The organism is Pseudobutyrivibrio sp. ACV-2 (assembly GCF_900107545.1).
Classification (GTDB): domain Bacteria; phylum Bacillota; class Clostridia; order Lachnospirales; family Lachnospiraceae; genus Pseudobutyrivibrio.
The window spans coordinates 26,458-49,619 of the sequence record NZ_FNQZ01000014.1 but is presented as its reverse complement, the minus strand read 5'-3'; the positions used below and the strand labels follow the sequence as shown (position 1 = coordinate 49,619).

The window sequence follows — 23,162 nt, the reverse complement described above, 5'->3', positions numbered from 1 at the left end:
CGCAGGGTAAAAAAATTATTCCATCTTCTTTTCCCACATACGGATAAGATTCAACTCCAGACTATCTGCTGTATTCTCAAGTACCTTTATTTCATCCTGGGTAAGCTCTACATTGCAGGCTTTCACAGCATCCTCAACATGGCTGACCTTTGTAACACCGATAATAGGTAATGCCCCTTTTGCAATCGCCCATGCAACGGGAATCTGTGCCGGAGCTACATTGTACTTATCTGCCACTTCCTTAAGCTTTGCGTTCATGATCTCAAGTTTATCAAGTACAGGATTATAAGTCTCTGCCCTTCCTGAGCCTGCAGGCATCGGATGCTTAGTATCATATTTTCCTGAAAGAGCTCCCTGCTCAAGAACCATGTATGCCCAGAACTGAATGCCATTCTCTTTGCAATAATCAACGATACCAGAATCCTCTGATGATCTATTTAGTAAGCTGTAGTGATTCTGTACTGCACCAAGTCTAAGACCATACTCTTTTAAGATTCTGTCAGCTTCTTTTATCTCAGCAAGATTATGATTTGAAACACCTATTACAGGAACGTTATTCTTACCCTCAAAGTGCTTCGCTACTTCTGTAATCCACTTTGGTGCGTCTACAGGATTATGCACCCAGTATATATCCATACTATCAATGCCAAGCATCTTATATTCAATATCCAGCATATCCTCAACTGGTGTTTTAGAAGAATAATCCATACACTGAGGGGTTAATTTGTCTGATATGATATATGAATCTCTTGGAAGACCTTTTAGAAAGCTTCCCAAAGTCTTTTCCGATGTTCCCATACCATATACATATGCTGTATCCCAGAGATTCAGTCCCTTATTCATAGCAGCATCAAATATAGGTTTAAGAGAATCAGCTGTTAAGCTTCCACCAAATGTTCCATCATTGCCCCATGCCCATGCACCAAGTGCGATCTTAGGTAATGCTTTTGTCATTTTTCTGTACTCCTTTCTGTTGACATCGTGTCAATTGATGATTGCATCATATCACCATCTTGACACTGTGTCAACTGATATTTAATAAAAAAATAAAACATATTAGCTTGAGCAAAAATATGTTTTAAACTAAAACGGCCCATCAAGAGCCTTCGCGAAATCCGTACCTTGGGATTTCGCAAAATCTTCAAAATACCAGTCTTTGGTTGGCTTTTCGCCACCAACTTTCTTAAAAAAGCAGCTTGGAATTTCTCGTTGTGCTAGATTTTTTGCTATGCAGGGAGTGCATCCGTTGTCGTGATTTGAAGGATGACAAGGACAGGTGGTGTCTGTGTGCTACAATAATATGCGACTTGCTGCTGAAGACTTAGAGATGGAAAATCGAGTGCATGTAATAGACTCTGCTAATCTATCGACTGGTATTGGACTACAAGTACTCTATGCTGCAGAATTAGCAGCCTCTGGTAAAGATGCAAAAGATATCGTTAAAGCTGTTTCTTCTACTATCTGTTATGATATTATCACCAAATAAAAAACAGACCCTCATCTTCACAGAATCAGGTCTGTTTTGCACTGATTCACTCTTCTATGAACATCCCTGTTAACTTAGGAACATTGAATCGATTTATAAAGAGATTGCATTTACATAGAAATATAAAAAAGGCGTGTCTTCCTTCTCCAGCAAAGGATTCATAATTTGCCTGGCCCTTCGAGAAAATCACATCAGCTGTGTCCACAGCCTGCTTTGCTTCTTCTGACAACATAGAATAAACTGTACCCGCGATTTTGTCGCCATTGGTTATGACTCTTGCTACATTTTCTATGCCAACATATCTTGCATCATCAAGCGTAGCATCATTAGATACATCTCCGCCTCTGACCATGACAGTAACATTTATGTTTGGGTAGCTTTTCTTTAGCTGCTCCAAGAGAAGCTTGTCTAAAACAATCTCTCCACAGTTATCTGTTAACAATAAAAAGGATTTTGCTTTTGAACACTGGCTGCAAAAAGATTTATAGGTCTCCTCTTCCTCTGGACGCATTTTTTTATCTTCAAAGAGTTTAAGAAAAGTTTCTGTATCAACTTTATCCAAGGCAGCAAAGTCAATGTAGTTTCCAATCCTCGACATTACAATAGCTGTTGCAAGCGGATCTGAGTTCTCCTCAATTTCTTTACGCAAATCTGCTTCCATTGAAAGAACCAGATCATTGTATTTTTTCTTTTCTTCCTTGAAGTCTGGAAGAGGACCTAGATACTTCTCATGTATCTTGTTAAACTCTGCCACAAGTTGTGGGCTGGTCACATCTTCCGTTCTATTATCAAGAACAGCCTTCACTTCTGACAAGTATGCCTCGTTGTCCGTCTTCGCCATCTGTCTGTCATACATACACTTTGCACAGCTATCGCTAAATTTCATTATTATCCTCCAAACTATTTATTTCCCATATTCCAACTATTTATCAACTCTGCCAGCTGGTCTCCTGCATCAGGGATATCCTCGCAATAGATGCTAGCTCCTGGTACAACTTCTGCAGTTGGGCAAAGCTCCTCTATCTCTGATATCGTATTTCCGTATCCACTATTTCCATGGGTTATGATTAGATAGATTGTCTTTCCGTCGAAGTCATTGTTCTCCAAAAAAGTTGCCACAGGCATTGGGATAGAGCCCCACCATAATGAATAAATAAGAATTATTGAATCGTAGTTGGAAACGTCTATTGGTTCAATACCAGGTCTTGCCTGAGCTCTAATTTCTTCTTGCTTACTACAATGACATTCTCATTGAGACAACTCCATCATTAAATCCTGTTTCTTCAAAATTCATTCGTTTATATAATTCATAGGCTGTTTTCATTACATCTGGCTTAGTAGTAAATGTGAATAGTTCGTAACCCAGACTGCGCGCCTGTTCCAGCATTGAATTAAGTAGAATCCTTGCATAGCCTTTACCACGATATTCTGGTTTTATAAATAGTCTCTTACCTTCGCATGTCTTTACATCTATTTTCCTAATCGCTATACAGCCTACAGGTTCACCATCTTCATATCCAACAAGAATTGCTCCATCTTTGTAAAACCCTTTTAAATCTGTTAACTCTTTATCAAAAGAAACAAAGCATCCCTCCGCACCTTTTATCTGCGAATACTCAGTGAACAAATCTTTAATTACAGCATAATCCTCTGAACATTTTACTTCTAACATTGTTTCTCCTTATTCGTATATACGATAGGCAATGTGATAATAATCATAACTGCAGCCATCACAGCATTACCTACAATAGTATCATTGATTTTGAAGCTTGCTCCTGAAGCATTAACCAAACAATGCAACAAAACACATAGCCCCACGCTCTTAGTACATTTTCTGACGCAGGCCAATGCAAATGACATTCCAAAGACGCCAAATCCAAAGGCGAGGTAGTTCTGGCCTTCCTGTCCCACACCACTTATGTGGAACAAAGGGAAATGCCATAGCCACCATATTAGCGCGACTATAATTGTTGCCACAAGATAATGACATTTTTCTTCCAGTTCAGGTTGAAGAATATAGCGCCATCCAGCTTCTTCCAGACCTCCACCCAATAGCATCAGTGGTATCGCAAGAAACATTATGTAAATTGGTTCACCTTTCTCATAGCCTGAAACAATACACTGGGGCAATACATATAAAACTGCCAAAAGTACCACCAGCAAATATGCCTTTAATCCATGGTTGAAATCAAACACATTTTTCAGCCATTCCTTGAAATTATTCACTCTGCCATTTTTCTTTAAGACAATGTACGACGCGATGGTGGGCGACCAACCACCAAGCATATATGGAATATACAAGAAATAGTCCCTTTTTAAGGAAAGACCATTTAAACTGCAAATCATACAGGTTCCCCAGCATATACCCATTATCATAAATGTATATATTAAAAATTGTTTACTTACCTTGCTCAATCTAAATCCTCACCTATCTATTTATATTAGCGACCATCGCGAAAGATTACCGACACATGAGTTATTTTATTATCAGGGTCGGGATATTCCTTCTCAAAATGCATGCCTATGGATTCTGCCGTCTTATAGGAACCCACATTGGTATATTTGCAATATGAATAAAGTGCTGGGTAATCCGTGTTAGCAAATGCCCAGTCTCTAACAGCAGCTGCCGCTTCCTTGGCATAACCCTTACGCTGATAATCAGCGCGAATGTGATAACCAATCTCAGGGAGCATCTCCCCCTCAATATTCTGAAGTGTTAATCCGCAATCTCCAATCATTTCACAGGTATCTTTCAAGCATACAGCCCATAGCCCAAAGCCATTTTCCTGGTACCGGTTCATATTTCTTTCAATCCAATCTCTGACTCTCTTCTCGTCAAAAGTATATGGATAATATTGCATGATATCCCTATCCGCAAGGACTTTATATAATGCATCAAAATCATCCATAGTCATTTCTCTAAGAAACAATCTTTCTGTTTCCAATATTATTCTCTGTTCCATTTAATCCCTAATCCCGCAATTTAATTTTTTGCAAATCTGAAGTTGATTATTTCTTTATTTGCTTAATAACAAATCTAACAATCAGCGCTATAATTATAATCCATAGTGCAATATTAAAAATCGTCCATAGTATATTTACAAAACTTAAATTTATCATATGCTAGCTCCTCAAAATCTCGATTTTCTTATTTACTGCTTTAAAATATGTCATATCTACTTATGTCAAGAAATTATCTTTACTGACTATAAATCTTTGATTTACGGAACATCGTAGTTTTTTCTCTTATTTTTCCGTAGCCAAATTTCTAAATTATGAATCAGTTACGGAATAATGCATGTTTTCTCGCTAATTACCGTAGGAATTCCTACATTCGCTCATTCCAAATCAAGGCAATAACTAAAATCCTACGGAACAAAGGCCACTATCTGTTGACTATTCCGTAATCAATTACAAAATAAGAAATACAACTACGTAATATCGGCTCATAATCACTAAAAATTCCGTAAACTGCGTCAAAATCTGAAGTTATCTCTCCAACATAACCAGATATTCAGTAGTACCTTCCTCAAATTTTCTTTGCCCATTTAATGTAAATCCATGGGACTCATAAAACCTTATTGCATCAGTGATCTTTTCCAAGGTCCACAGAAAAGAAACATCATATTCATCCTTAGCGAACTCAATTAGTTTTGCACCAATCCCCTGATTCCAGAAAAAGTAATCCACATAAAGTTCTGCAATCTGATTGCCTTCTATGTGAATCATCCCCTTAACGATGCCATCATCATCTACCCAAATGTTATCAAGAATTTCGGGTTTATCATATTCCTCTACAACTTTGATTACCTGTAAATCACCAAATGAGACTGCATCATTTTGAAATATCGCTCTGTACTTTACTCTTTTTACAAAAACCAGAATCTCCGCAATCCTGGATAAATCTTTTTTTCTCTGCTTTTCTTATCATATTGTATGTCCCTAACTAGTTATTGAATCATTCTATATCACTTATGCAGAAGCCGGTTCAAATACACTAATTTACCCCTGTTCTACACCAATTTTGCGCCCATCTCGATTCTCATATTATTTTCTTCAGGGCCTTTATTTGAGTATGCATATCTATCAAAGCCAATAATTTCAAAACCATGCTTTTTGTAAAACTCAATTGCCGTATGATTAAAACTCTGAGTTTCTAATACAGCCATTCTTGCACCACTGGTCTTGGCTTCTTGTAAAATATGCTCTAGTAATGCTGTTCCCACACCCGCTCTGCGATTAGAGTCATCAAAAACACAAATATTGGTTATACGATATCTGTTATTCCACTGCTCCAAAAATCCCTCCACAAGGCCAACGAGACTATTGCCTTCATATGCTCCAAAAGCCTTTGGATTTTCAAGCCAGTCAGAAAAGATATCATCATCTAATGGCATCACTATTTCTTCATCCAGTTGGGTCCATTTCAGAGAAAAACCTTGCTCTGATGGCTCTATGGATAGCACCCTGTATGTTTTGATATCCGCATGATATTTCTTGTTTTTAAATTCCTTATAATCTAGCTCTTTTATTGTCATAGGTTTCCACCATGCTAATTTGAATTAACACTAAAATTTTCTATTTTTCTTTTTGAAGAACAGCCAGAACAAGACATCCGCAAGCTATAGCTGCATTTCCACTATACCCAGATCTAATAGCCGCTATTAAAAAAAGTATAGCGCTTATATATAGTGCAACCTTTACTGTTTTTACTTTATTCATTTTTTATGTCCCTCCTATTGTAGCTAAACTATTCAACAAATTCAGACTTACACGCGTATTCACGATTTGCAGCAATCCGCGTGTCGCGTTTTCCACCATTAGACACGCGGCATTGACTTTTTCCAAATTCCGCGTGTAAGGTTTTCCTGAATTGACACGCGTTATTAGTCTTTTCCTGTTTCCGCGTGCTTACTTTTGCTTTGTAAGACACGCGTTAATGAAAGATTGCCCATTCCGCGTGTATAGATTTCCTTAAATTTCTATTTTTTTCCTGATATCTGACACGCCATTAATTCAAAATGTTAAAATCGCGTGCTCACAGCCGCTAAAGCCTACACGCGCATTCTGACAAACTTAAAATTCGCGTGTCAAATCCACATTTTCCCTACACGCGCCTTTGTACTAAATTGAAATCCGCGTGTATGGGCCACTCATAACCGGCACGCGATTCCAAAAGAACTTCAAATCCGCGTGCTCGCATCACTAAAAACCCTTATAAAACTTCCAAAAATCAATTGTTTCCTGCAAATCAGCTTCATCTACAAAAAGATTCATTTTCTTTCCAATAGCTATCGCCATGTCCACGTACATGTTGGCTCTTGCAGTGATTACGTGCTCTCCTACAACAAGGTCATCCTTAAGTGAATGGGTAGAATCTATACCTTCAAGAATTCCAGCATTATCCAATTCATCCACACCGTTACATATTCCAGCAACCAACTGCATATTAGCCGCTACAGCTCGGATAAATGAATATACTTCTTCATTTGCAATTGATGAAATATCTCCGCCTGGTACTAGAAGCAGTTCTACCTCTTTGGGATCAATATCTTTTAAAGCACAAGTTGCATTCAAAGAGAATTTCTCCTGAGCAGTAACTGGCTTACCATCTATAGTAGCAAAGACCAATTCATGTCCGCAGTACTGAAGAAAATAATTGGTGATAACGATTTCATATATACAACAAGTTTCATATAACAATACAACTGTTTTCATAATATGGTCCCTTCAAGTTGAAAAAATATTAACCTCTAATTACCTATTTCTAATTTTTTTCACATTATGATTCATTAAATGTCTTCCAAGATTCTTGTAAATACCGTTCCATTATGTCCTCTAAAATATAATTATTTAAAACTATCAGCGAATTATACTCAATTCTCCATTATAGCTATGGCCTCTTCAACAGACACACACTGCGCAAATCTTTCAGGCCACATCATTTCGTTGTAGTATCTGTATGTCGTCTCGCCATCCATGTAATCATTGTCAAAGGTAGAATTTGTTCCTACTGGAATAATCACCTGGAAGCCTCTTTCAAATGCAGATTTTACTGATGCATCAATACAGAAATTAGTTTGTAAGCCAACTATCATTAATCGCTTATCTTCCTGTGCCTGTAAGTATTGAGCCAATGCCTTATTCCCAAAGCAGCTGTTGATAGTCTTATAATAAATCTTGTCAGACTCTGCTGGTGCCACCTGGTCTGCTATTTCAAAATCAACATCACCTACAGAAAAACCTGTTCCAGGTCCATCATCATGTTGAACATATATAACCTCAACATTATTTGTTCTTACAGCGTCAATAATTTTCCTGGCATCTCTCAAAAAGCCTTCAAAATTATATAATCTACTGTCTGTAATACCTTTTTGTACATCAATGACTAGTAAAACCATTTATGCCTCCATTATTCTTCTCTTGAATTGGTCACTCTTTCCTCAATATATCCAGCGTATGGTGGGACGCACCAATCAAATCCTGTCGCTCACATATTGTGAAATGATAGTCCACCCACTTCGCAAATGTATCATCATCCATTGAATCAATCTTTGGGCGCATGTAATTGGTGGCACCATCACTTGCAACAAGCTTTACTCTTTTGATTGGAAACTCCGCATTGTAAGATTCGATATCCTCAATTCTTACCAATTCAAATCTTTCCTTTGGTTCACTTTTACAGTGCCAATCGCTGGTAAGCAGATTCTCTTCTAAAACCCTCTGTAGATTGTCCGCTCCAAAACAAAACTGAACGACCGTTGGCTCATTCATACAATACGCAACCAGAATAAATCCGCCTGGCTTTGTAACTCTTACCGCCTCACCAAGGGCTTTCAGTTTATCTTCACGGGTAAATAGGTGATACATTGGACCAAGCAGCATCGTCATGTCAAATGTATCATCTTCGAACATAGACAAATCAAGCGCATTCCCCTGAATGGCATTGATTGGTTCTGTGCCGTCCAATTTGGACTTCAGAATATCCAGATTATGCTTAATCAATTCAACCGCTGTTACTTTAAGTCCCTGCTTTGCCAGTGTTACACTATAACGTCCTGTACCCGCTCCCACTTCAAGAATGTTTGGCTCGGAAATACCTTCCAGACATTCTTTTATATATTTCATCGTGGTCAGATATTCCACCTGCCCATGCTTGGAGAGGAGGCGACCTTCTTCATCATAATTGTTGTAGTATTCCTCAAGATAATTCATAAGTCCCCCATAAAGTTACTTCTTATCTTTCTAACACAAAAGCTGACAGCTTCTGCATTTATGTTCTTGCAAAAACCATCAGCTTTATAATTGCATTTTATTCTTCCCAATGCTCTAACTCGTCGGCCGGATAAGCATCCGTCCAATGAAATGGTTGTAGTTTTGCTAATTCCACAAACTTAAGTTGATTATCCCTGGTTGTAACTGCGACCTGGACATCAGTGCCCCAATATCTAAGTCTCTCCTGGCAAATGCCGCATGGTGATAAAACTCTGAACTCCGAGTCTTCATCATCCCTGACAACACACATACAATGTGTCACTTTCTCATTATATTTATGAGCTTCAAGCATCGCCCCAGTCTCAATACATAAGCACGCTGCTGAATTAGCCGTATCATTTGACACACTGGTGTAATAGTGATTTTCAGAAGTATGGACGACTCCAGCGCCACCCCATCCCTCTGGGTATCTTTTCTCAATCAACTCAACTGCCAAACGGTACATTTCCTGTTCTACGATTATATTTCTCATTGTGAATCTCCTTAATTAAATAGTTTGCTCTACATCATGTAACTAAAAAATTAAGGTCTGCACACTATTTAGCACCTCTTAGTTTCATATTCATAAACTAAATTCCGCCCTTTCTCACAGTGCAAGTTCTATCCAATATGCTACACATTATATATATTGTGAAGAAGTAATTCAACCCTAGGCCTTTCTTATATAGAACAAAACCAGGCCCTCATCCAATAGATTTGGGTCTGGTTCATACTAAACAATATCTAATTTGCTTCAAGGTACTCAACAATCGGTTCTATATACTTTATATCAGAAATATCATAGGAAGAAGACATCTTCTCAATCGCCATCTTTTCTTCTTCAGTGGCATCCTTTTTCTTTCTAAGGGCAGAGACAAACATCTTCATTGCAAGCCTTGATGGAGCCTTCATCTTTTCGTAATTAAAGCCACCCTGGCAGTAGAATAATTTCAGGTATTTCTTCTGCTCTTCTGTAAGGGTGTTTTGAAGAAAAACTGCAATATCTGGGTTGTCATTTGGGCTGCCGCCTACGCAAAACATGGCAAGGCGCTTATTCTTCCAATTAGCCGCCTTCCCTAGGAACCATTTCCCCTTAACGATATTACCCGCCATAGCCCAACCACCATAGCAGATGGCATCATAGCCTGCAAAGAAATCGTCGCTTTTCTTCTGAGCATCCTTAAATTCAAGAAGATCACCATTCATCCTGTCTGCAAGCCACTGTGCATATCTCCTCGTAAAACCTGTCTGTGATGTGTAAATAATTAATGTTTTCATAACTCACTTAGATTCCTTTCCATTTTCATGATTGTTTGTATGGTTGTTTGTAGACTCTTATCATCGATTCCGTCAAAGATGCGTCCGATGATGTAGAGACTTTGCTGACCGTTATTATCGTTTTTCTCCAAGAACTCGTTGCATTTATCTGTGACGAATATTCGCTGCTTTCGCTTGTCCTTTTCATCAGGGCTGGTGGAGACAAAACCCTTTTTCTCCAGCTTCAGTAAAATCTGCTTCACATTCTGATGGGAGCTGCCCATAACATCTGATAGTTCATTGAGTGTGGGTGGCTCCTTACATAAGTTGATGCAGATTATGGCAAAAAACTGCTTCCAGGTGATTTCCTTGAAATATGCATCAGCCGCAGCCTGGTATCTGTTATCAAATGCACTGAGTAGTCCCAGCAGAAAAGGCTGTGGAGGCATATCCCCAAACTGCACCTTATCGATATTCATCACTTCATCGTAATTCATATTCGTCCCTCTTCAAATTAAGTAATATGTTACCTATATGAATAATGTAATATATTACCTATTCTTTGTCAACTTTTTCCAACAAAAAGGAGGCTCGGCCAGTTATGGTGAGCCTCCTTTTTGTTTTAGACTTTGCTACGCTTATTGTTTTTGGAAGAAGAACATATGAGGATTGATGAATCCGGTTCCATGTGTACCTACCAGTTTAATGGTTTCACCTGATGTACCTGTTTTGTTAATTCTTATAGCCTGCATTGTGTAATCATAAGGTGGTGCGCAATATCCGCTGCTGTAATAGGTTTTATAAATGAAATCCTGAGGACCATACGGCATGTACACTACTTCACTATTTCTAAATTGTTCTTTCATTGTTACATCGCCGCGATGTAAATGATGTGTTGTAAAGTTTTCATCTATTTTTCCACTTGCACCATTGCTAAGTCTTTTCCACAAAGAACTATTTGGTAGAATGCTAAGCTTAAAATGAACATCATCAAGAAGTATACTGTATATTGTTGTATTTCTAGCATTAGCATAGTTAGCTAATCTCTTCATTTGTTCTTCACTTAATGGAAAGTTTTTTTGCTGTGGTACTGCATCATTTAACCTCATTTTTCCATTGCTGCTATAGGTTTCATAATCCATTATGACGTATATCTCTTGTGATAAAGCCACATGTCTGCTTGTATCTGACGTCTGGTCTACAAATACATACCTGTTTCTGTTGAAAAACTTTTCATACTCACCAAAGACACCTGGTCTGCTGGAGTCGAAAGCTCCATCAAAAACTCCTCCAGTATTTTCCAGCATCGTTTTACGACTTTGTTTCACTGAGCCTACTACTGTTGTGGCTTCGCAGCAATCCAAAACTGTATTTACCAAACCGTATGCTTGAAAATATGTAGAAAGCTGGCGAATAAGATATGGCGTCACTTTGTCGATTGACTCACCGGAAAACATTACGTGATTACACTGTAGATTATAGGCTGCGTCGAAAATTGAAATTTTGTCTATTGTATAATCGGTCTCTTGGAAAAATGCGTTTGTTGCTCCCGCTAATGCCAACTTAACTGCTCCATATTCAGTAGAATCATAAAGTGCAGCAACTTGTCTGTTGTATTCTTCCTTTGTTATTCTTCCAGATTCATAATCATCTAGTTTGTCGCCTAATTTATCTTTTAAAGGACCAATTGAATCTCTTAAGCTTTGGAATTGCTTGCCTATAGAGGTCATTGCCGTTGCATCCTCAACATGAAATTTATGATCGTTTTCGATGCGTTTTAGTTCAGTGTCAATTTCCTTTAATCTGTCAACTATTTCCTGATTCGCATCCTTAGAACCACCCAATCCAAAAATTTCTCCAATTATCGCCTTTAACGGACCAGCTATGAAAGCGAGTTCAGGGCACTGCTTACAAATAATATCAACCATAGAATTCATGGAGTTCTGAGCTATTTTTTTGCTGGTGCTAACCATACTGTCGGTTGAATCACCGTAGCACATTTCTCCGTAATGTGGATCTACATAATTCTTATCCACCATAAACAGGTGACCATTGCCATCTCTCCAGCAGAGATTGTCGGAATCCCATGTATATTCATTTCCGCTTTCATCCTTCCAAGGAGTATCAAGGTCTTCGGCCTGACTTTCTATGATAAACTCCCTGTATTCTCCATTCACTTCTGCGAAGATTCTTTCATGTCTTGGAGGCTGCTTCTTTTTTTCTAACTCCTTCTTCTTCAGCTCCTCTTCTTCTAATCTCTTTTTCTCTAACTCATCCTCTTCTAATCTCTTTTTTTCTAATTCCTCTTCCAGCTCTTTATCAGTTTTATCTTTTTTATTTTCTTCGTTTTTCTCTTCTCCAGCCTTCTCTTCATCGACCTTCTTTTCTTCTGGCTTCACATCTTCAGATTTTTCTTCATCAGCTTTTTTATCGTCGTCCTTAACTTCATCCGTTTCTGAAGAGTTTTCATCATCCGATGGATTTTCTGCTGGAGTTTCTTCTAAAAGCATGTCTTCTGATTTGGTTTCTTCGATGACTTCTTCTGTTGTTTCTTTGAGTGAATCTTCATCGATTGGATTTTCTTCGGTTGTTTTTTCTTCAGCAGCCGGTTCTGTAAATGTCGTTTCTTCATCAGGAAGCCCAGCTGCCTGTGACAAAAGTGGGGTGAATGTTGTCATGATCATCATGACAACCATACCTGTCGATAGTACCCTAACTTTGAAATTTCCTTTTCTCATAGTGAGCCTCCTTTCCTAAACTGCTGATTAATTAAGTTATATTCTTTTGTTTGATTTAATAATAGCAGCTTATTTATCACAGAAGTGTCACTAATCCAAGTTTTGATTTCAGGCACTATCTAGGGGAGTTTTTTAACAGCCCCATTCGAGTATCTCATTGTAAAGCTGGTTATTAAATTGTGACTAAGCGTTCTTCTATGGTCTCCACCAATGTAATACCCCGAAGTTCAAAGTGAACCCCATCCGTTTTTTCGAGTCGACCTGCCATAGTGGAAGATACATCTACAAGAACATCATCTTTTCTTGGTGTAATGAGCAGCGTAATTATTTCGCCTGGTTTAACACCTATTTCATTTAATCCGATTTCCCATATGGCTTCGTTGGAGAAATTATCAGCAAGCAGTTCTCCCTTTTCGTTAAAGAGGGACCCTATATCGCCACTATACTCAATCTTCAATAGCGAATCCTTAGCTTGCTCATTAAGACTTGGAACCATAAAGGTAAATCGGGAAGGACCACACTGAGTTGTTGTTATTTCCCTAGGATTTAAATCAGTCTTTTCTACTGTGTAATTCTCCCCATCAAATAGAACAGGACTTTCAGAAAAGATAACCTTTATTCCAGCTTCAGTGTCAAACTCATAATAATTTAGACTATCCTCAACTGACAAAGTAATAAATCTTATTTCTGAATCATTAACTTTCTTACTAAAATACTTATCTGCCCCTAGCTTAGCTTCAATTATTTCTTCACCGGCAAAAGCATACATTGGTTTCATTCCAGGAACTTCATAGAAATAATACGTAATTACGTTATCTTTCTCTACTCGTGAAAGAGGCTGTACCGTAGCATAGCTTAAAAGAAGTCCATCCAGATTCATGTTGATTGGAAGAATTGTATTTTCACCTGAAGCAATTCCAAAATCATTAATAACAATCTCTTTATCAGGTAGTTTAACGGCTATTCTCTCTTTAGACTTATTACTTAAAATCACATGATCCTGATAATTATTTATAAACAGGAACCCCTCTTTGCCATTTGTCCTGGTAGCATATCTAAGGGTATCAGTGTTCGTTGGATGAAGATTTTGATTATCCTCGGCCAGCATAGTAACCATTTCAGCTAGTTTTGTTCCAAAATGCTTTACGAACAAATGCATCCTTCGTAATCTATGGTAACTAGGGCGAATCTGTCCAAACTCCCCAATCGGCGACTGATATTCATAAGAAATCTTTGGACACTGATGCTCGTTCAGATAATTGCCCAAGGAATCCTTTGGATTGCTTCCCCCTCGATACATATAGTAGCCTAGGAAATTACAGCCGCTGGCAATTTTGATATTTGCCATTGCATCCACTGATTCATAAGGGAGCTGAAATCTGTAATTATAGAAATTAATCATTCCTCCACCCATTTCACAGCATGCATAGGGCAAATCTTCAGGCTTATAATTTGGTTCAAAATTATAGGTATCTGGCACCTGATTATTATGATTATCTCTATACAAATACTCTGGTGTGGCAGGATGACTGTAGTCTGGCTTGCCATAAAACATCCATGGCCAAAACGCATAACCACCCCATAGTGGAAGCATTTCTTCCGATGGAGTAGCAGCACCGCCCCATCCTGTACAGGTATAGAAAGGTGTTATAATTCCCTCTTCTACAGCAATCTTTTTCAAGGCGAGCATATATTCTTCCCCATCGGTTCCACCATTGGTCCATTCATTAGATACTCCAGTAGTCATCTCCCAAGGTGCTGCTGAATGCATGTACTCATTATCAAGCTGAGCGCCAATAATTGGACCTCCGTCCTTGTACAATAATCCGTCAATCCGCTCACTGATAGCTCTGTAAAGAAGTCTCACATGATGAAGAAATCCATCATTTAAACTACGAACCTCAAAAGGCTTTCCATATAACCAATCTGGAAGCCCACCATTTCGCATTTCACCATGATCAAAGGGCCCCATACGAATTATCACAAACATACCATGCTTGTCACATAATTCTATAAATTTTCTAAGATTACGTCTTCCGTCAAATCTGAATGTCCCTTCAATTTCTTCATGATGATTCCAGAAAATATAGGTAGAGATGACATTAATTCCTCCAACCTTCATTTTAAGAATTGTGTCCTCCCACTGACTTTCCGACACTCTCGAAAAATGGCACTCACCACTAATCCCAAAGAAAGGCTTTCCATCAATAGTCATGTAATAATTGGTGAAACCCAGTTCTTTCCCCGCTGGGTTCACACCAAAAAACTTTTCCGATAAACTGTGAATTTCCTGTTGCCTTGCTCTAGTAAAATCTAACTTATGCTCCATTATTCACCTCTTAAAACCATCCGAATATTCTCTTAAATACTCTACAGACTTCTTTTACAACTGGCACAACCACCTTTTCAACAAAGACTTTAACAGCCTGATGAACTTGCTCAATTATCACCTTTGCATTATCAGTTTTGTTGTCCTTGTTATCATCTGTTGGATTATTATCCTGATTACCATTATTGCCTGTATTTCCACCATCATTTCCAGAATTACCATTATCACCTGGATTATCTATATCAGGGTTGTCATCTTTGTTATCATCATCAATAACATCGTCAGACGAATCGGCTCCTGTGAAATCGCCTGTTCTATAAAGGTAGAAATCATCCCAGGCACCCCAACCACCAGAAGCAGCCTTTACACTTACACCAACTGTTACCTCTGTGCCGTCAGCTTTCACAGTAATAGAATCAATCTCTGGATTTGCCCAGTTTTGCCAACCGGTAACACCTGTATCAGCTGAAAGAATCTCATCCTTCACTTTTGCATAAAGCTTGAACTCTGCGCTTTCACCACAGTCACCGCCTTCAACAAAAGCTCCCAGCTTGTAAATACCCTTGTCCAAAGTGATTTTCTGCTCAACAATATAATCAATCGCCTCATTGTCCCAGAACTTCAGACACATGCTACCTGATTTTACATTTGAAGCATCAGCCTGAACTCCTACACCATTGTTTCCATTGGTGTTTCCTTTATCGTCTATTGTCCAAGCCTTATCTCCATCTTCAAAACCAGCATTCACTAGATAATTTTTTGGCTTTACGGTTACCTTACAAACAACATCGAATGTTTCCTCTGCTGTTTCAACAGTACCAGAGATTTCGAATTCCCCAACGCCTTTTTCCTTTGCATCAGCCAATTCTGTTTCATTCCAAAGAACTTCCTTATCAATTTTAGTTCCGTCGTTATAAATAGCAGTTGCTGTTTCAGGAAGCTTGATTTCATCTCCAAGCTCAAACTCTACATCAGAAACCTCTACTCGAAGAATCTTTACCTTTGCCTTCACGCCAGTACGAATATATTTATAAATCTTTGCAGAAGAAAGTGGATGTCCTTCAAAATCGAACCAAGCCTCATTTTCAACTACAGCACCGCCAGCGCCCCAATCTCTTACATCTTTGTCAAATTCCTTCGCATAAGAAGCAGCCCAGCCACTTCCGTACTTTTCCCACTTTTCTTTATTTGAAGCAAGCACTTCCTCAGCGTCATCTGCATCCTTGTCATAAACCTGTACTGGAAGCCATGCTGGTTCCCAGTAAAATACACCAATTCCGCCCTTTACTGAAACCACAGTTTCAACAACACTTCTAACAGAATCCGCTTGTCCCTGAGTTGAAACATCAAAATTCAACGGATCATTTTTGCCTTCACGCTCTGTGTTTTCACATCCATCGCCGTCTTCAAGAGTGTAGACATAAGAAGTTTCTGCCACCATTACTTTCTTGTTGTAATTATCAGCAATGTTTGACAGCACACTCTTAAGGTTGCTCAGTGTTCCGTGCCAATATGGATAGTAAGATGAAGCAAATACATCATAGTCTACATCGTATTCCTTGAGATTCTTAGCATAGCCCTCATATCTACCACTTGTTTCAGGATTTGTAAAATGAATAGCTGCCAGAATATCTTTGTCATTGTCCTTAGCAACTTTTCTCACACCCTTACTACCAGCAGAAAAAAGCTTTGCCATGTTTTCCCAGCTTTTTTCACCAGCGATGCCATTGTTAGTTTCATTTCCAACCTGGACCATTCCAACATCGACACCTGCATCGATAAGCTTCTGGAGACTATCCACTGTGAATTTCTCAAGAGCCTCTTCCTTCTCATCAATTGTCATAGACTGCCATGCCTTAGGTGCAGTCTGCTTACCAGGATCAGCCCAGAAATCAGAATAATGGAAATCAATAAGAACCTTCATTCCAGCATCTGTGACCCACTTGCCAATCTTTATAGCTCTGTTCAAATCACAGTTTCCACCGCCGTAGCCATTTCCCTCAGAATCCTTAGGGTCATTCCATACTCTGATACGGACGTAGTTAACGCCACACTCCTTAAGGAAAACAAAGTATTCGCTATTGCTAAGTTCATTTCCATCATAGTCATAATACTTTACACCACTGTCTTTAAGTGCAAGATATGAGCTTACATCAACACCAGTGATAAAATCTTCATCACAGCCATCTACAGGTTTAACAATAATATCTGCTTCCTCAGCTTCCTGCTCTTTATCTTTGTCCTTGTCTTTATCCTTATCTTCTTCCGACTCTGAATCCTCATCTTTTTTCTCATCATCAGAGTTTTCATTAGACTCTAATTTGTATAAAACAAAGTTGTCTAAATCCCCCCAATAACCGGAAGAGATTTCTCCACTAATCTTAAAATTTAAATCAGTCTTCTCCTCAACTGTAAAGCTTTCAGTAGAGAATGTGGACCAGTTATCCCAACCTGAAGTTTTTATTGATACTGACTCACCATTTAAACTTAGCTTTAAGCCAGATTCATCTTCTGCGCCATCAGCTTCAAAGGAAAGCTTGTAAGTTCCAGCTTTAACATCCTTAATGTCCTGAGAAAACTCAAAAGACGCACTTTCATTATTGTTCCAGTAATTTAAGATATTAGTTTTGTTATTGCTCGCCCATTCATCAACTTTAATCTTATAACCGACAGCATCTCCATCACTATCTGGCATATCTACAGTCCAGCCACTTAAATCACCAGTCTCAAAATCTCCGTTTTTAATTAAGTCAGTAGCCTTCCAACTTTCACTTTCCTCTGCTTTTGCCTCAAATGGGAAATACACCTGACCTCCCAGCATTGCAATAGCCGACATAAGGCTAATAATTCTAGCTCCACTTCTAGACCTTCTTCTTAACATATTATCCTCCCAATTTTATTTATTATTAAAACGCCTTAACTATATCCTTCTGTGTCGAATCCCTCAAAAAGAGCTGATGTCCCAACATTTGTCTGTGGGGAACTTCATTGCCTTGGAGTAATTCATACAACATTTTTGCCGCAGTCCATGACAAATCTCCCGTATTAAACTCCAATGCTGTTATTGGAGGGTAATGCATCTCTAAAACTGAACTATTGAAAAATGATGCGTCCTTGATATCTCTAGGAACTACAACATTTTCTGCCTTCAATCGATTCAATACGTTGATACAGATGTTATCATCCATGCAAATGATACATTCAATTTGATTTTTCAAGCAATCGTCTACCGCTTGGGCAGTCTGTTGAGCATATCCTGTCTCATTAAACACAAACTGAGTGTTGATTCCCAAGTCATTTTCCACATGAGCTTTAAGGAAACCTGCATATCTGCTTTGAGTTACAACATGAGTCATATCTGCGCATAGTAAGGCAAGCCTACGATAACCCATTTTCAAAAGAACTGATGTAAGCTCCTTGCAGCCATTTTCCTGATCCACATCTACCTGATAGACCTGATCATCTTCATAAGACCCTATAACAACAAATGGAATATTACGGCTCTTTAAAAACTCTATGTCAATTCCTTTTTTAATCGTGCGGGTGAGAATAACCCCGTCTACTTTATGCTGCTTAATAATCTTTTCAAGCTGACGAATATCATTTGCCTTTGTTTTAACCGGAATTACGTTGTAATTTCTTGTAGAGTAATAATCTAAAATACTCATTAAAGAAGCATGAAAGAAAGGGGTCTCTGCAAATTTATCTTCACCTGGTATAGTCACGCATATATTTCCAGTATGCTTGCTACCATAGTCAACAGAACGATTCTTTAAAGTATAATTGTTATCCAGCAAAAACTTTTCAATTCTCTGCTTAGTCTTATCAGAAACTCTTCCGTTCCCAGATAAAGCCCTAGACACCGTGGTCTGGGAAATATTAAGTTCCTCTGCTATTTTCTTTAATTCAATTTCCTGCATCAGCTTACCTACTTTATTCCTTTAGATACACTCCAAAATTTCTAATTTCACCTGTAATTTGTGGTGAATCAATTTCAATTCCAACAACAATATCCGTGCCAGCATCCAACTCTAAATCAATTGTGCCTCTGGTCCAACGGGTATCAGATGGATAGATATTTGTCTCTCTGATGTAACCATTGAGTTTGGTAAAAGGCTTTATGCACACACCAGTTGTATTATCCCCCTTATATTCAACAACCATAGAATACTTACCGCTTTTTTCAATAGTTATATTATGAGATAAATCAAATTTTACATTACCAACACTACTAAATTTAAAGGTAGGGATTCCTTCATCTTCGACAATTGATGCTGTAACATTCTCTGGTTTATCATAATTCCAGCCTGTCATAAGTCTATCAAATTGCGCGTCAGTTAGAATATTTTCACCTTCAATTTCAACCTGAGAATCATCTGCATAGTCAATTGCATTGTACATTTCCCTAGCCTGCCTCCTCTGGCTCATCCTGTCTGTTGATAGCCCATGCCCATCCATTCCAGGTATAATCTACAGCCTTGTCCAATGTAACTCTGTTACTGGCCAAAGTGCTGTATTGCTATAGATGCTTATCTTTTCCCCACCTGCTGCTGTAACTATAGAATTAAGTACACTGTGATCTCCGAAAATATTCATCATGATTGTCGCTACAACAACCCACGAAATAAAGTACGGAAGAAACATAAATCCTTAAGCAATCTTTTTAAAAACCTTGTTGGTTAATTCGCTTAAGATAATTGCAAATCCTACCTCAAATATCATTCCAAAAATAATAAAAGCTATATTGTAAAGTAGAGTGTTTCTTGTAAGCTGCCAGATTTTATCTGAGACAAAAAGAAATTTGAAATTATCAAGCCCCACCCATGGACTCCCCAATATGCCATCTGCATATTTATAGTTTTTAAATGCTAGAACTATGCCGCCCATTGGCAAATAACTGAATATAACAACATATGCCACAGCTGGAACAAGCATCAATAGTAAAACCTTGTTTTTTAGTATTTTCTTTCCCATATTACCTCCCAATCACTTGCGCAAACTTGCGCATTTCAGCTTCACTAAATATTTGTGAATATTCCGTGAACTGACCTTATATCTATATATTAGTAGTATTTTATTTACTAAACAATTAACGAAATCCATAAGATAATTGTGCAATCAGTATACGAATAAACCAAAAAATGATAAAAAAATTGCGCAATCGATTGTCGATTGCGCAAGGCGTATTTTCTATTTCTAATTATTTTGATGTCAATATAGTTGCAAACTGCTGCAGTTTCTTATCATCTTCCTTGGATTTCTCGTAAGCCACGTACACATTCCAAGAAATGCCATCCTCAATAGGAATCAATTTGATGTCCTTAGAAAAAACTTCCTTGTTGTGAATATCTACATCTATTCCAATTCCTAAGCCTTCCCTGACAAACTCATATATCATGGCAGCTTCCATGGTTTTAATTCGAACATCTGGATAGAAGCCTTCACGCTCGCAGGAATTTAGCAAATTCGCGTAGGATTGTATTTTTCATTTAGACTTATCAGTGGTTGTCCCTTTAAATCAGCAATTTTTAGGCTTTCCCTCTCAAAGGACGGGCAGAATTGACGATTGTCATAACTGATACATATACATCTCCTTTTTTATAAATAGCTAACTGTCTCTGATAATGGCTTCCTGCTGTCGTGATTAGCGAGTGGACCTGCGCCCTCTGATGCATAACCAAGATCAAGAAGCATTAAAATCTCCTCATTTTCTGGAAGACCAAGTTCTTTTGCCATCTGATCTGGATCAAAATAATTAATCCAACAGCTATCAACACCTTCATCATAAGCTGCAAGAACAAGATGTGTAGCTACGATAGATGCATCCTCAACACCTGAATCTCTCTTGTCTCCTGGATAAGTAAATACATTATTTTTATCAAATGCAACAACCAGTACAGTAGGTGCTCCATATCTGCAAGGTGTCATCTTATCAATTTTAGCTAGAACCTCTTCAGACTCTACAACATAAATGTGCTGTTCCTGAAGATTTTTTGCTGTAGGTGCAAGCCTGCCTGCCTCTAAAATAGCCTCTAGCTTTTCTCTCTCAACTTTTTTTGTATCATATTTCTTACATGAATAGCGATTTTTTACTACTTCTTTAAATTCCATTTTTTCCTCCATGCCAAATAAAACAATATTGTCCCTGAGAATAACATAGCTTAGTACTCAACCTCGTTGTAAAGCTCTACTGGAGCAGAAATTTCTGCTAATTCACCAAGCATTGGGAATATCTTTGTGAAGTGCTCTGATGCCTCGTGTGCCTTAAGTGCATCACTATCTTTCCAACACTCAATAAACGCAAATTTCTGCTCATCCTCCACGCTCTGGTTCAATGTGTAAAAGATATTCTGCTCCTCCGCATTGGACTTTTTAATAAGTTCCTCTGCAGTCTTCTTGAACTCTTCTATTTTATCCTTCTTTACTGTAAGTTTTGCTACTACCTTAAGCATGACGCACCTCCTTGTTATATACATTTTATACTATCCGATTGCTTGCAATCTTTATATGTATACTATACCATTCGATTTATAAAATCAATTAATATATTCACTACAGTTCACTGCAAATCATATTCTAAGAGCTATCTCAAGGGCTATAAACAGTTTACCCAAGCTGTGATTAGCATCTTTTAATCCTTCAATTTCATATCCACTGTCAGAGAGCACATCACCTGCTTCAAGGAAATCATATAAAGTCAGGCCATAAAAATCACATAATGCCTGAACGCCTGACAACTCCATTTCAACTGCAATGCAGCCTTCTGATTTTCTTTTTGCAACTAACCCTTTTGTCTCCCTGAGCATTGAGTCTGTGGTCCACACAGAGCCTTTGACATGTGGAACATTTAGTTCCTGGAAAATTTCTGCAAGTCTATCAGCTGTTTTTATATCTATATAATCATTCGCTGGAGCATAGTAGAAGGAAGTGCCTTCTCCTCTATAACTTTTAGTAGGCACAATAAACTTTCCTGTAGTTGCATCAGCATCTAAGCTTCCACATGAACCAAACATAATAAACTTTGTGGCACCTGTCTGCCAATGAATTTCATAGCAGGTTGCAGATGCGATTGCTGCTCCGATACCAGTCAAATAGAATGCTATTTTTTCGCCTTTATATTCAATTAAATATATAGGCGTATTTCCATTGCAGGCAGTTATAGTACCTATGTTTTCACATGTATATTTTTCTAGCAAATAATCATGTATTTCTTTTGAAAAGATGACTAAGCATTTTTCAGTAATCTCCTTTGGCTTACCGTAAAATGCTGCAAGATCTACTATTGGTTCTGTGTCGATATCATAAAAGTCTTTTAGCATATTGTTCCCCCCAAATGTGATTTATCTTACCATCTTAATCAAGTACTCTGGTGTACCTTCTCTAATTTGTTCTTCGTATATTTTTCTTAAATTTATCTTCAGGTAAAAAGCTTTTATAGAATCTTTCATAAAGATTCCATACTTCATCTTTATCTTTAAATTGAGTCTTTCCAGCTTCTAAAATTATGTAGTTAACCCCAAAACAATTTACACGAAGTCCCGTGTCTCTACAGCCGTTGCGAAGATAGAAGTTTAAACGCCTAGATTGCAACGTCTTTTGAGTTTTATCATCTGTATAATCTGGGTTTTCGACTTCTCCAATCCCCACTCGTCTACAGATTATCTATATTACCACCCCGTTACAATGGTCAATCTGGTGCTGGATGGATTCAGCTGTAAGGCCAGTGTATTTTGCATGTTGTGGCTCGAAGTTTTGATTAAGAAACTCAACCTCAATCTCCTCATATCTGGTACAAGGTCTTACTCCATCCAAAGAAAGACAACCTTCCTCTGTCTCGTATTTGCCCTTCTTTTGAGTAATCTTTGGATTTATCATTACAAACTGAAATGGTCCCGCCGCAACAGCAATAATAGTCTTCTTCTGTCCAATCATATTGGCACACATCCCAACACAATGGTCTATGTTTGCTCTTAATGTATCAAGCAAATCCTGAGCTATCTGTGCATCCGCCTTTGTAGCAGGCTCACATTTCTGAGCCAAAAACATTTGATTTCTAATTATTTTCTGTACCATAATTTATCTCCCTTTTATTCCGATT

Annotated in this window: 28 protein-coding genes; 1 reads left to right on the top strand and 27 read right to left on the bottom strand. The window is 38.1% G+C overall.

What is annotated here, in order from left to right; genetic code table 11:
• Positions 1–15: 15 nt before the first annotated feature.
• On the bottom strand, positions 16–954 hold the full coding sequence (locus BLV53_RS13160; RefSeq protein ID WP_090301629.1) for an aldo/keto reductase: 939 nt from the start codon (positions 952–954) through the stop codon (positions 16–18).
• 129 nt (positions 955–1,083) lie between these two features.
• Positions 1,084–1,230 carry a DUF6485 family protein gene (locus tag BLV53_RS17860; protein ID WP_442960183.1) on the bottom strand — a complete coding sequence of 49 codons (147 nt, stop codon included), beginning with the start codon at positions 1,228–1,230 and terminating at the stop codon, positions 1,084–1,086.
• A 46-nt stretch (positions 1,231–1,276) separates the two neighbouring features.
• Between BLV53_RS17860 and BLV53_RS13150 the strand changes: the two genes are divergently transcribed.
• Positions 1,277–1,486 (top strand): DegV family protein, encoded by a 210-nt coding sequence (locus BLV53_RS13150; RefSeq protein WP_330388372.1) that lies wholly within the window; start codon positions 1,277–1,279, stop codon positions 1,484–1,486.
• Positions 1,487–1,532: 46 nt separating this feature from the next.
• Here BLV53_RS13150 and BLV53_RS13145 read toward each other — a convergent pair whose 3' ends face one another.
• From BLV53_RS13145 to BLV53_RS13025, 25 genes are all read right to left on the bottom strand, one after another.
• The gene (locus BLV53_RS13145; RefSeq protein WP_090301627.1) at positions 1,533–2,372 is read right to left on the bottom strand and encodes a damage-control phosphatase ARMT1 family protein; all 840 of its coding nucleotides are present in this window, start codon (positions 2,370–2,372) and stop codon (positions 1,533–1,535) included.
• 14 nt (positions 2,373–2,386) lie between these two features.
• Positions 2,387–2,707 (bottom strand): flavodoxin family protein, encoded by a 321-nt coding sequence (locus tag BLV53_RS13140; RefSeq protein WP_090301624.1) that lies wholly within the window; start codon positions 2,705–2,707, stop codon positions 2,387–2,389.
• 13 nt (positions 2,708–2,720) lie between these two features.
• On the bottom strand, positions 2,721–3,158 hold the full coding sequence (locus BLV53_RS13135) for a GNAT family N-acetyltransferase (protein ID WP_090301622.1): 438 nt from the start codon (positions 3,156–3,158) through the stop codon (positions 2,721–2,723).
• On the bottom strand, positions 3,152–3,832 hold the full coding sequence (locus BLV53_RS13130) for a CPBP family intramembrane glutamic endopeptidase (protein WP_170830862.1): 681 nt from the start codon (positions 3,830–3,832) through the stop codon (positions 3,152–3,154). Before BLV53_RS13130 ends, BLV53_RS13135 begins: the two co-directional genes overlap by 7 nt.
• A 95-nt stretch (positions 3,833–3,927) precedes the next feature.
• Positions 3,928–4,449: a GNAT family N-acetyltransferase gene (locus BLV53_RS13125; RefSeq protein WP_242879107.1), complete on the bottom strand. Its 522-nt coding sequence runs from the start codon at positions 4,447–4,449 to the stop codon at positions 3,928–3,930.
• 526 nt (positions 4,450–4,975) lie between these two features.
• Positions 4,976–5,248: a GNAT family N-acetyltransferase gene (locus BLV53_RS17370; RefSeq protein WP_278335400.1), complete on the bottom strand. Its 273-nt coding sequence runs from the start codon at positions 5,246–5,248 to the stop codon at positions 4,976–4,978.
• Between the two features lie 251 nt (positions 5,249–5,499).
• Complete coding sequence (locus BLV53_RS13115) at positions 5,500–6,024, bottom strand: GNAT family N-acetyltransferase (protein ID WP_090301615.1); 525 nt, start codon at positions 6,022–6,024, stop codon at positions 5,500–5,502.
• A gap of 40 nt (positions 6,025–6,064) precedes the next feature.
• Positions 6,065–6,208: a hypothetical protein gene (locus tag BLV53_RS17075; protein ID WP_170830861.1), complete on the bottom strand. Its 144-nt coding sequence runs from the start codon at positions 6,206–6,208 to the stop codon at positions 6,065–6,067.
• Between the two features lie 483 nt (positions 6,209–6,691).
• A complete protein-coding gene (locus BLV53_RS13110; protein WP_090301613.1) occupies positions 6,692–7,204 on the bottom strand; it encodes a DJ-1/PfpI family protein in 513 nt (170 codons plus the stop codon).
• A 158-nt stretch (positions 7,205–7,362) separates the two neighbouring features.
• Complete coding sequence (locus tag BLV53_RS13105; RefSeq protein WP_090301611.1) at positions 7,363–7,887, bottom strand: isochorismatase family protein; 525 nt, start codon at positions 7,885–7,887, stop codon at positions 7,363–7,365.
• Between the two features lie 31 nt (positions 7,888–7,918).
• Positions 7,919–8,701, bottom strand: coding sequence for a class I SAM-dependent methyltransferase (locus BLV53_RS13100; protein ID WP_090301609.1), 783 nt, complete (start codon positions 8,699–8,701; stop codon positions 7,919–7,921).
• 97 nt (positions 8,702–8,798) lie between these two features.
• A complete protein-coding gene (locus BLV53_RS13095) occupies positions 8,799–9,233 on the bottom strand; it encodes a cytidine deaminase (RefSeq protein ID WP_170830860.1) in 435 nt (144 codons plus the stop codon).
• A gap of 251 nt (positions 9,234–9,484) precedes the next feature.
• Positions 9,485–10,018: a flavodoxin domain-containing protein gene (locus tag BLV53_RS13090; RefSeq protein ID WP_090301607.1), complete on the bottom strand. Its 534-nt coding sequence runs from the start codon at positions 10,016–10,018 to the stop codon at positions 9,485–9,487.
• Positions 10,015–10,494, bottom strand: coding sequence for a MarR family winged helix-turn-helix transcriptional regulator (locus BLV53_RS13085; protein ID WP_090301604.1), 480 nt, complete (start codon positions 10,492–10,494; stop codon positions 10,015–10,017). Before BLV53_RS13085 ends, BLV53_RS13090 begins: the two co-directional genes overlap by 4 nt.
• Before the next feature lie 141 nt (positions 10,495–10,635).
• Positions 10,636–12,735, bottom strand: coding sequence for a hypothetical protein (locus tag BLV53_RS13080; protein ID WP_090301602.1), 2,100 nt, complete (start codon positions 12,733–12,735; stop codon positions 10,636–10,638).
• A 172-nt stretch (positions 12,736–12,907) separates the two neighbouring features.
• Positions 12,908–15,064 carry a beta-galactosidase gene (locus BLV53_RS13075; RefSeq protein WP_090301600.1) on the bottom strand — a complete coding sequence of 719 codons (2,157 nt, stop codon included), beginning with the start codon at positions 15,062–15,064 and terminating at the stop codon, positions 12,908–12,910.
• A 10-nt stretch (positions 15,065–15,074) separates the two neighbouring features.
• The gene (locus BLV53_RS13070; protein WP_090301598.1) at positions 15,075–17,945 is read right to left on the bottom strand and encodes a glycosyl hydrolase 53 family protein; all 2,871 of its coding nucleotides are present in this window, start codon (positions 17,943–17,945) and stop codon (positions 15,075–15,077) included.
• Between the two features lie 25 nt (positions 17,946–17,970).
• Positions 17,971–18,984 carry a LacI family DNA-binding transcriptional regulator gene (locus tag BLV53_RS13065; RefSeq protein ID WP_090301596.1) on the bottom strand — a complete coding sequence of 338 codons (1,014 nt, stop codon included), beginning with the start codon at positions 18,982–18,984 and terminating at the stop codon, positions 17,971–17,973.
• Between the two features lie 13 nt (positions 18,985–18,997).
• The gene (locus BLV53_RS13060; RefSeq protein ID WP_090301594.1) at positions 18,998–19,465 is read right to left on the bottom strand and encodes a hypothetical protein; all 468 of its coding nucleotides are present in this window, start codon (positions 19,463–19,465) and stop codon (positions 18,998–19,000) included.
• A gap of 249 nt (positions 19,466–19,714) precedes the next feature.
• Complete coding sequence (locus BLV53_RS13055; protein WP_207646240.1) at positions 19,715–20,038, bottom strand: hypothetical protein; 324 nt, start codon at positions 20,036–20,038, stop codon at positions 19,715–19,717.
• A 226-nt stretch (positions 20,039–20,264) separates the two neighbouring features.
• Positions 20,265–20,528: a LysR substrate-binding domain-containing protein gene (locus BLV53_RS13050; protein WP_170830859.1), complete on the bottom strand. Its 264-nt coding sequence runs from the start codon at positions 20,526–20,528 to the stop codon at positions 20,265–20,267.
• Positions 20,529–20,662: 134 nt separating this feature from the next.
• On the bottom strand, positions 20,663–21,175 hold the full coding sequence (locus tag BLV53_RS13045) for a nitroreductase family protein (RefSeq protein WP_090301591.1): 513 nt from the start codon (positions 21,173–21,175) through the stop codon (positions 20,663–20,665).
• Positions 21,176–21,225: 50 nt separating this feature from the next.
• Positions 21,226–21,516, bottom strand: a complete 291-nt coding sequence (locus BLV53_RS13040; RefSeq protein ID WP_170830858.1) for a putative quinol monooxygenase — start codon at positions 21,514–21,516, stop codon at positions 21,226–21,228.
• Positions 21,517–21,633: 117 nt separating this feature from the next.
• Positions 21,634–22,383 carry a nucleoside phosphorylase gene (locus BLV53_RS13035; protein WP_090301587.1) on the bottom strand — a complete coding sequence of 250 codons (750 nt, stop codon included), beginning with the start codon at positions 22,381–22,383 and terminating at the stop codon, positions 21,634–21,636.
• Positions 22,384–22,726: 343 nt separating this feature from the next.
• Positions 22,727–23,137, bottom strand: a complete 411-nt coding sequence (locus tag BLV53_RS13025) for a peptide deformylase (RefSeq protein ID WP_090301583.1) — start codon at positions 23,135–23,137, stop codon at positions 22,727–22,729.
• Positions 23,138–23,162 lie beyond the last annotated feature (25 nt).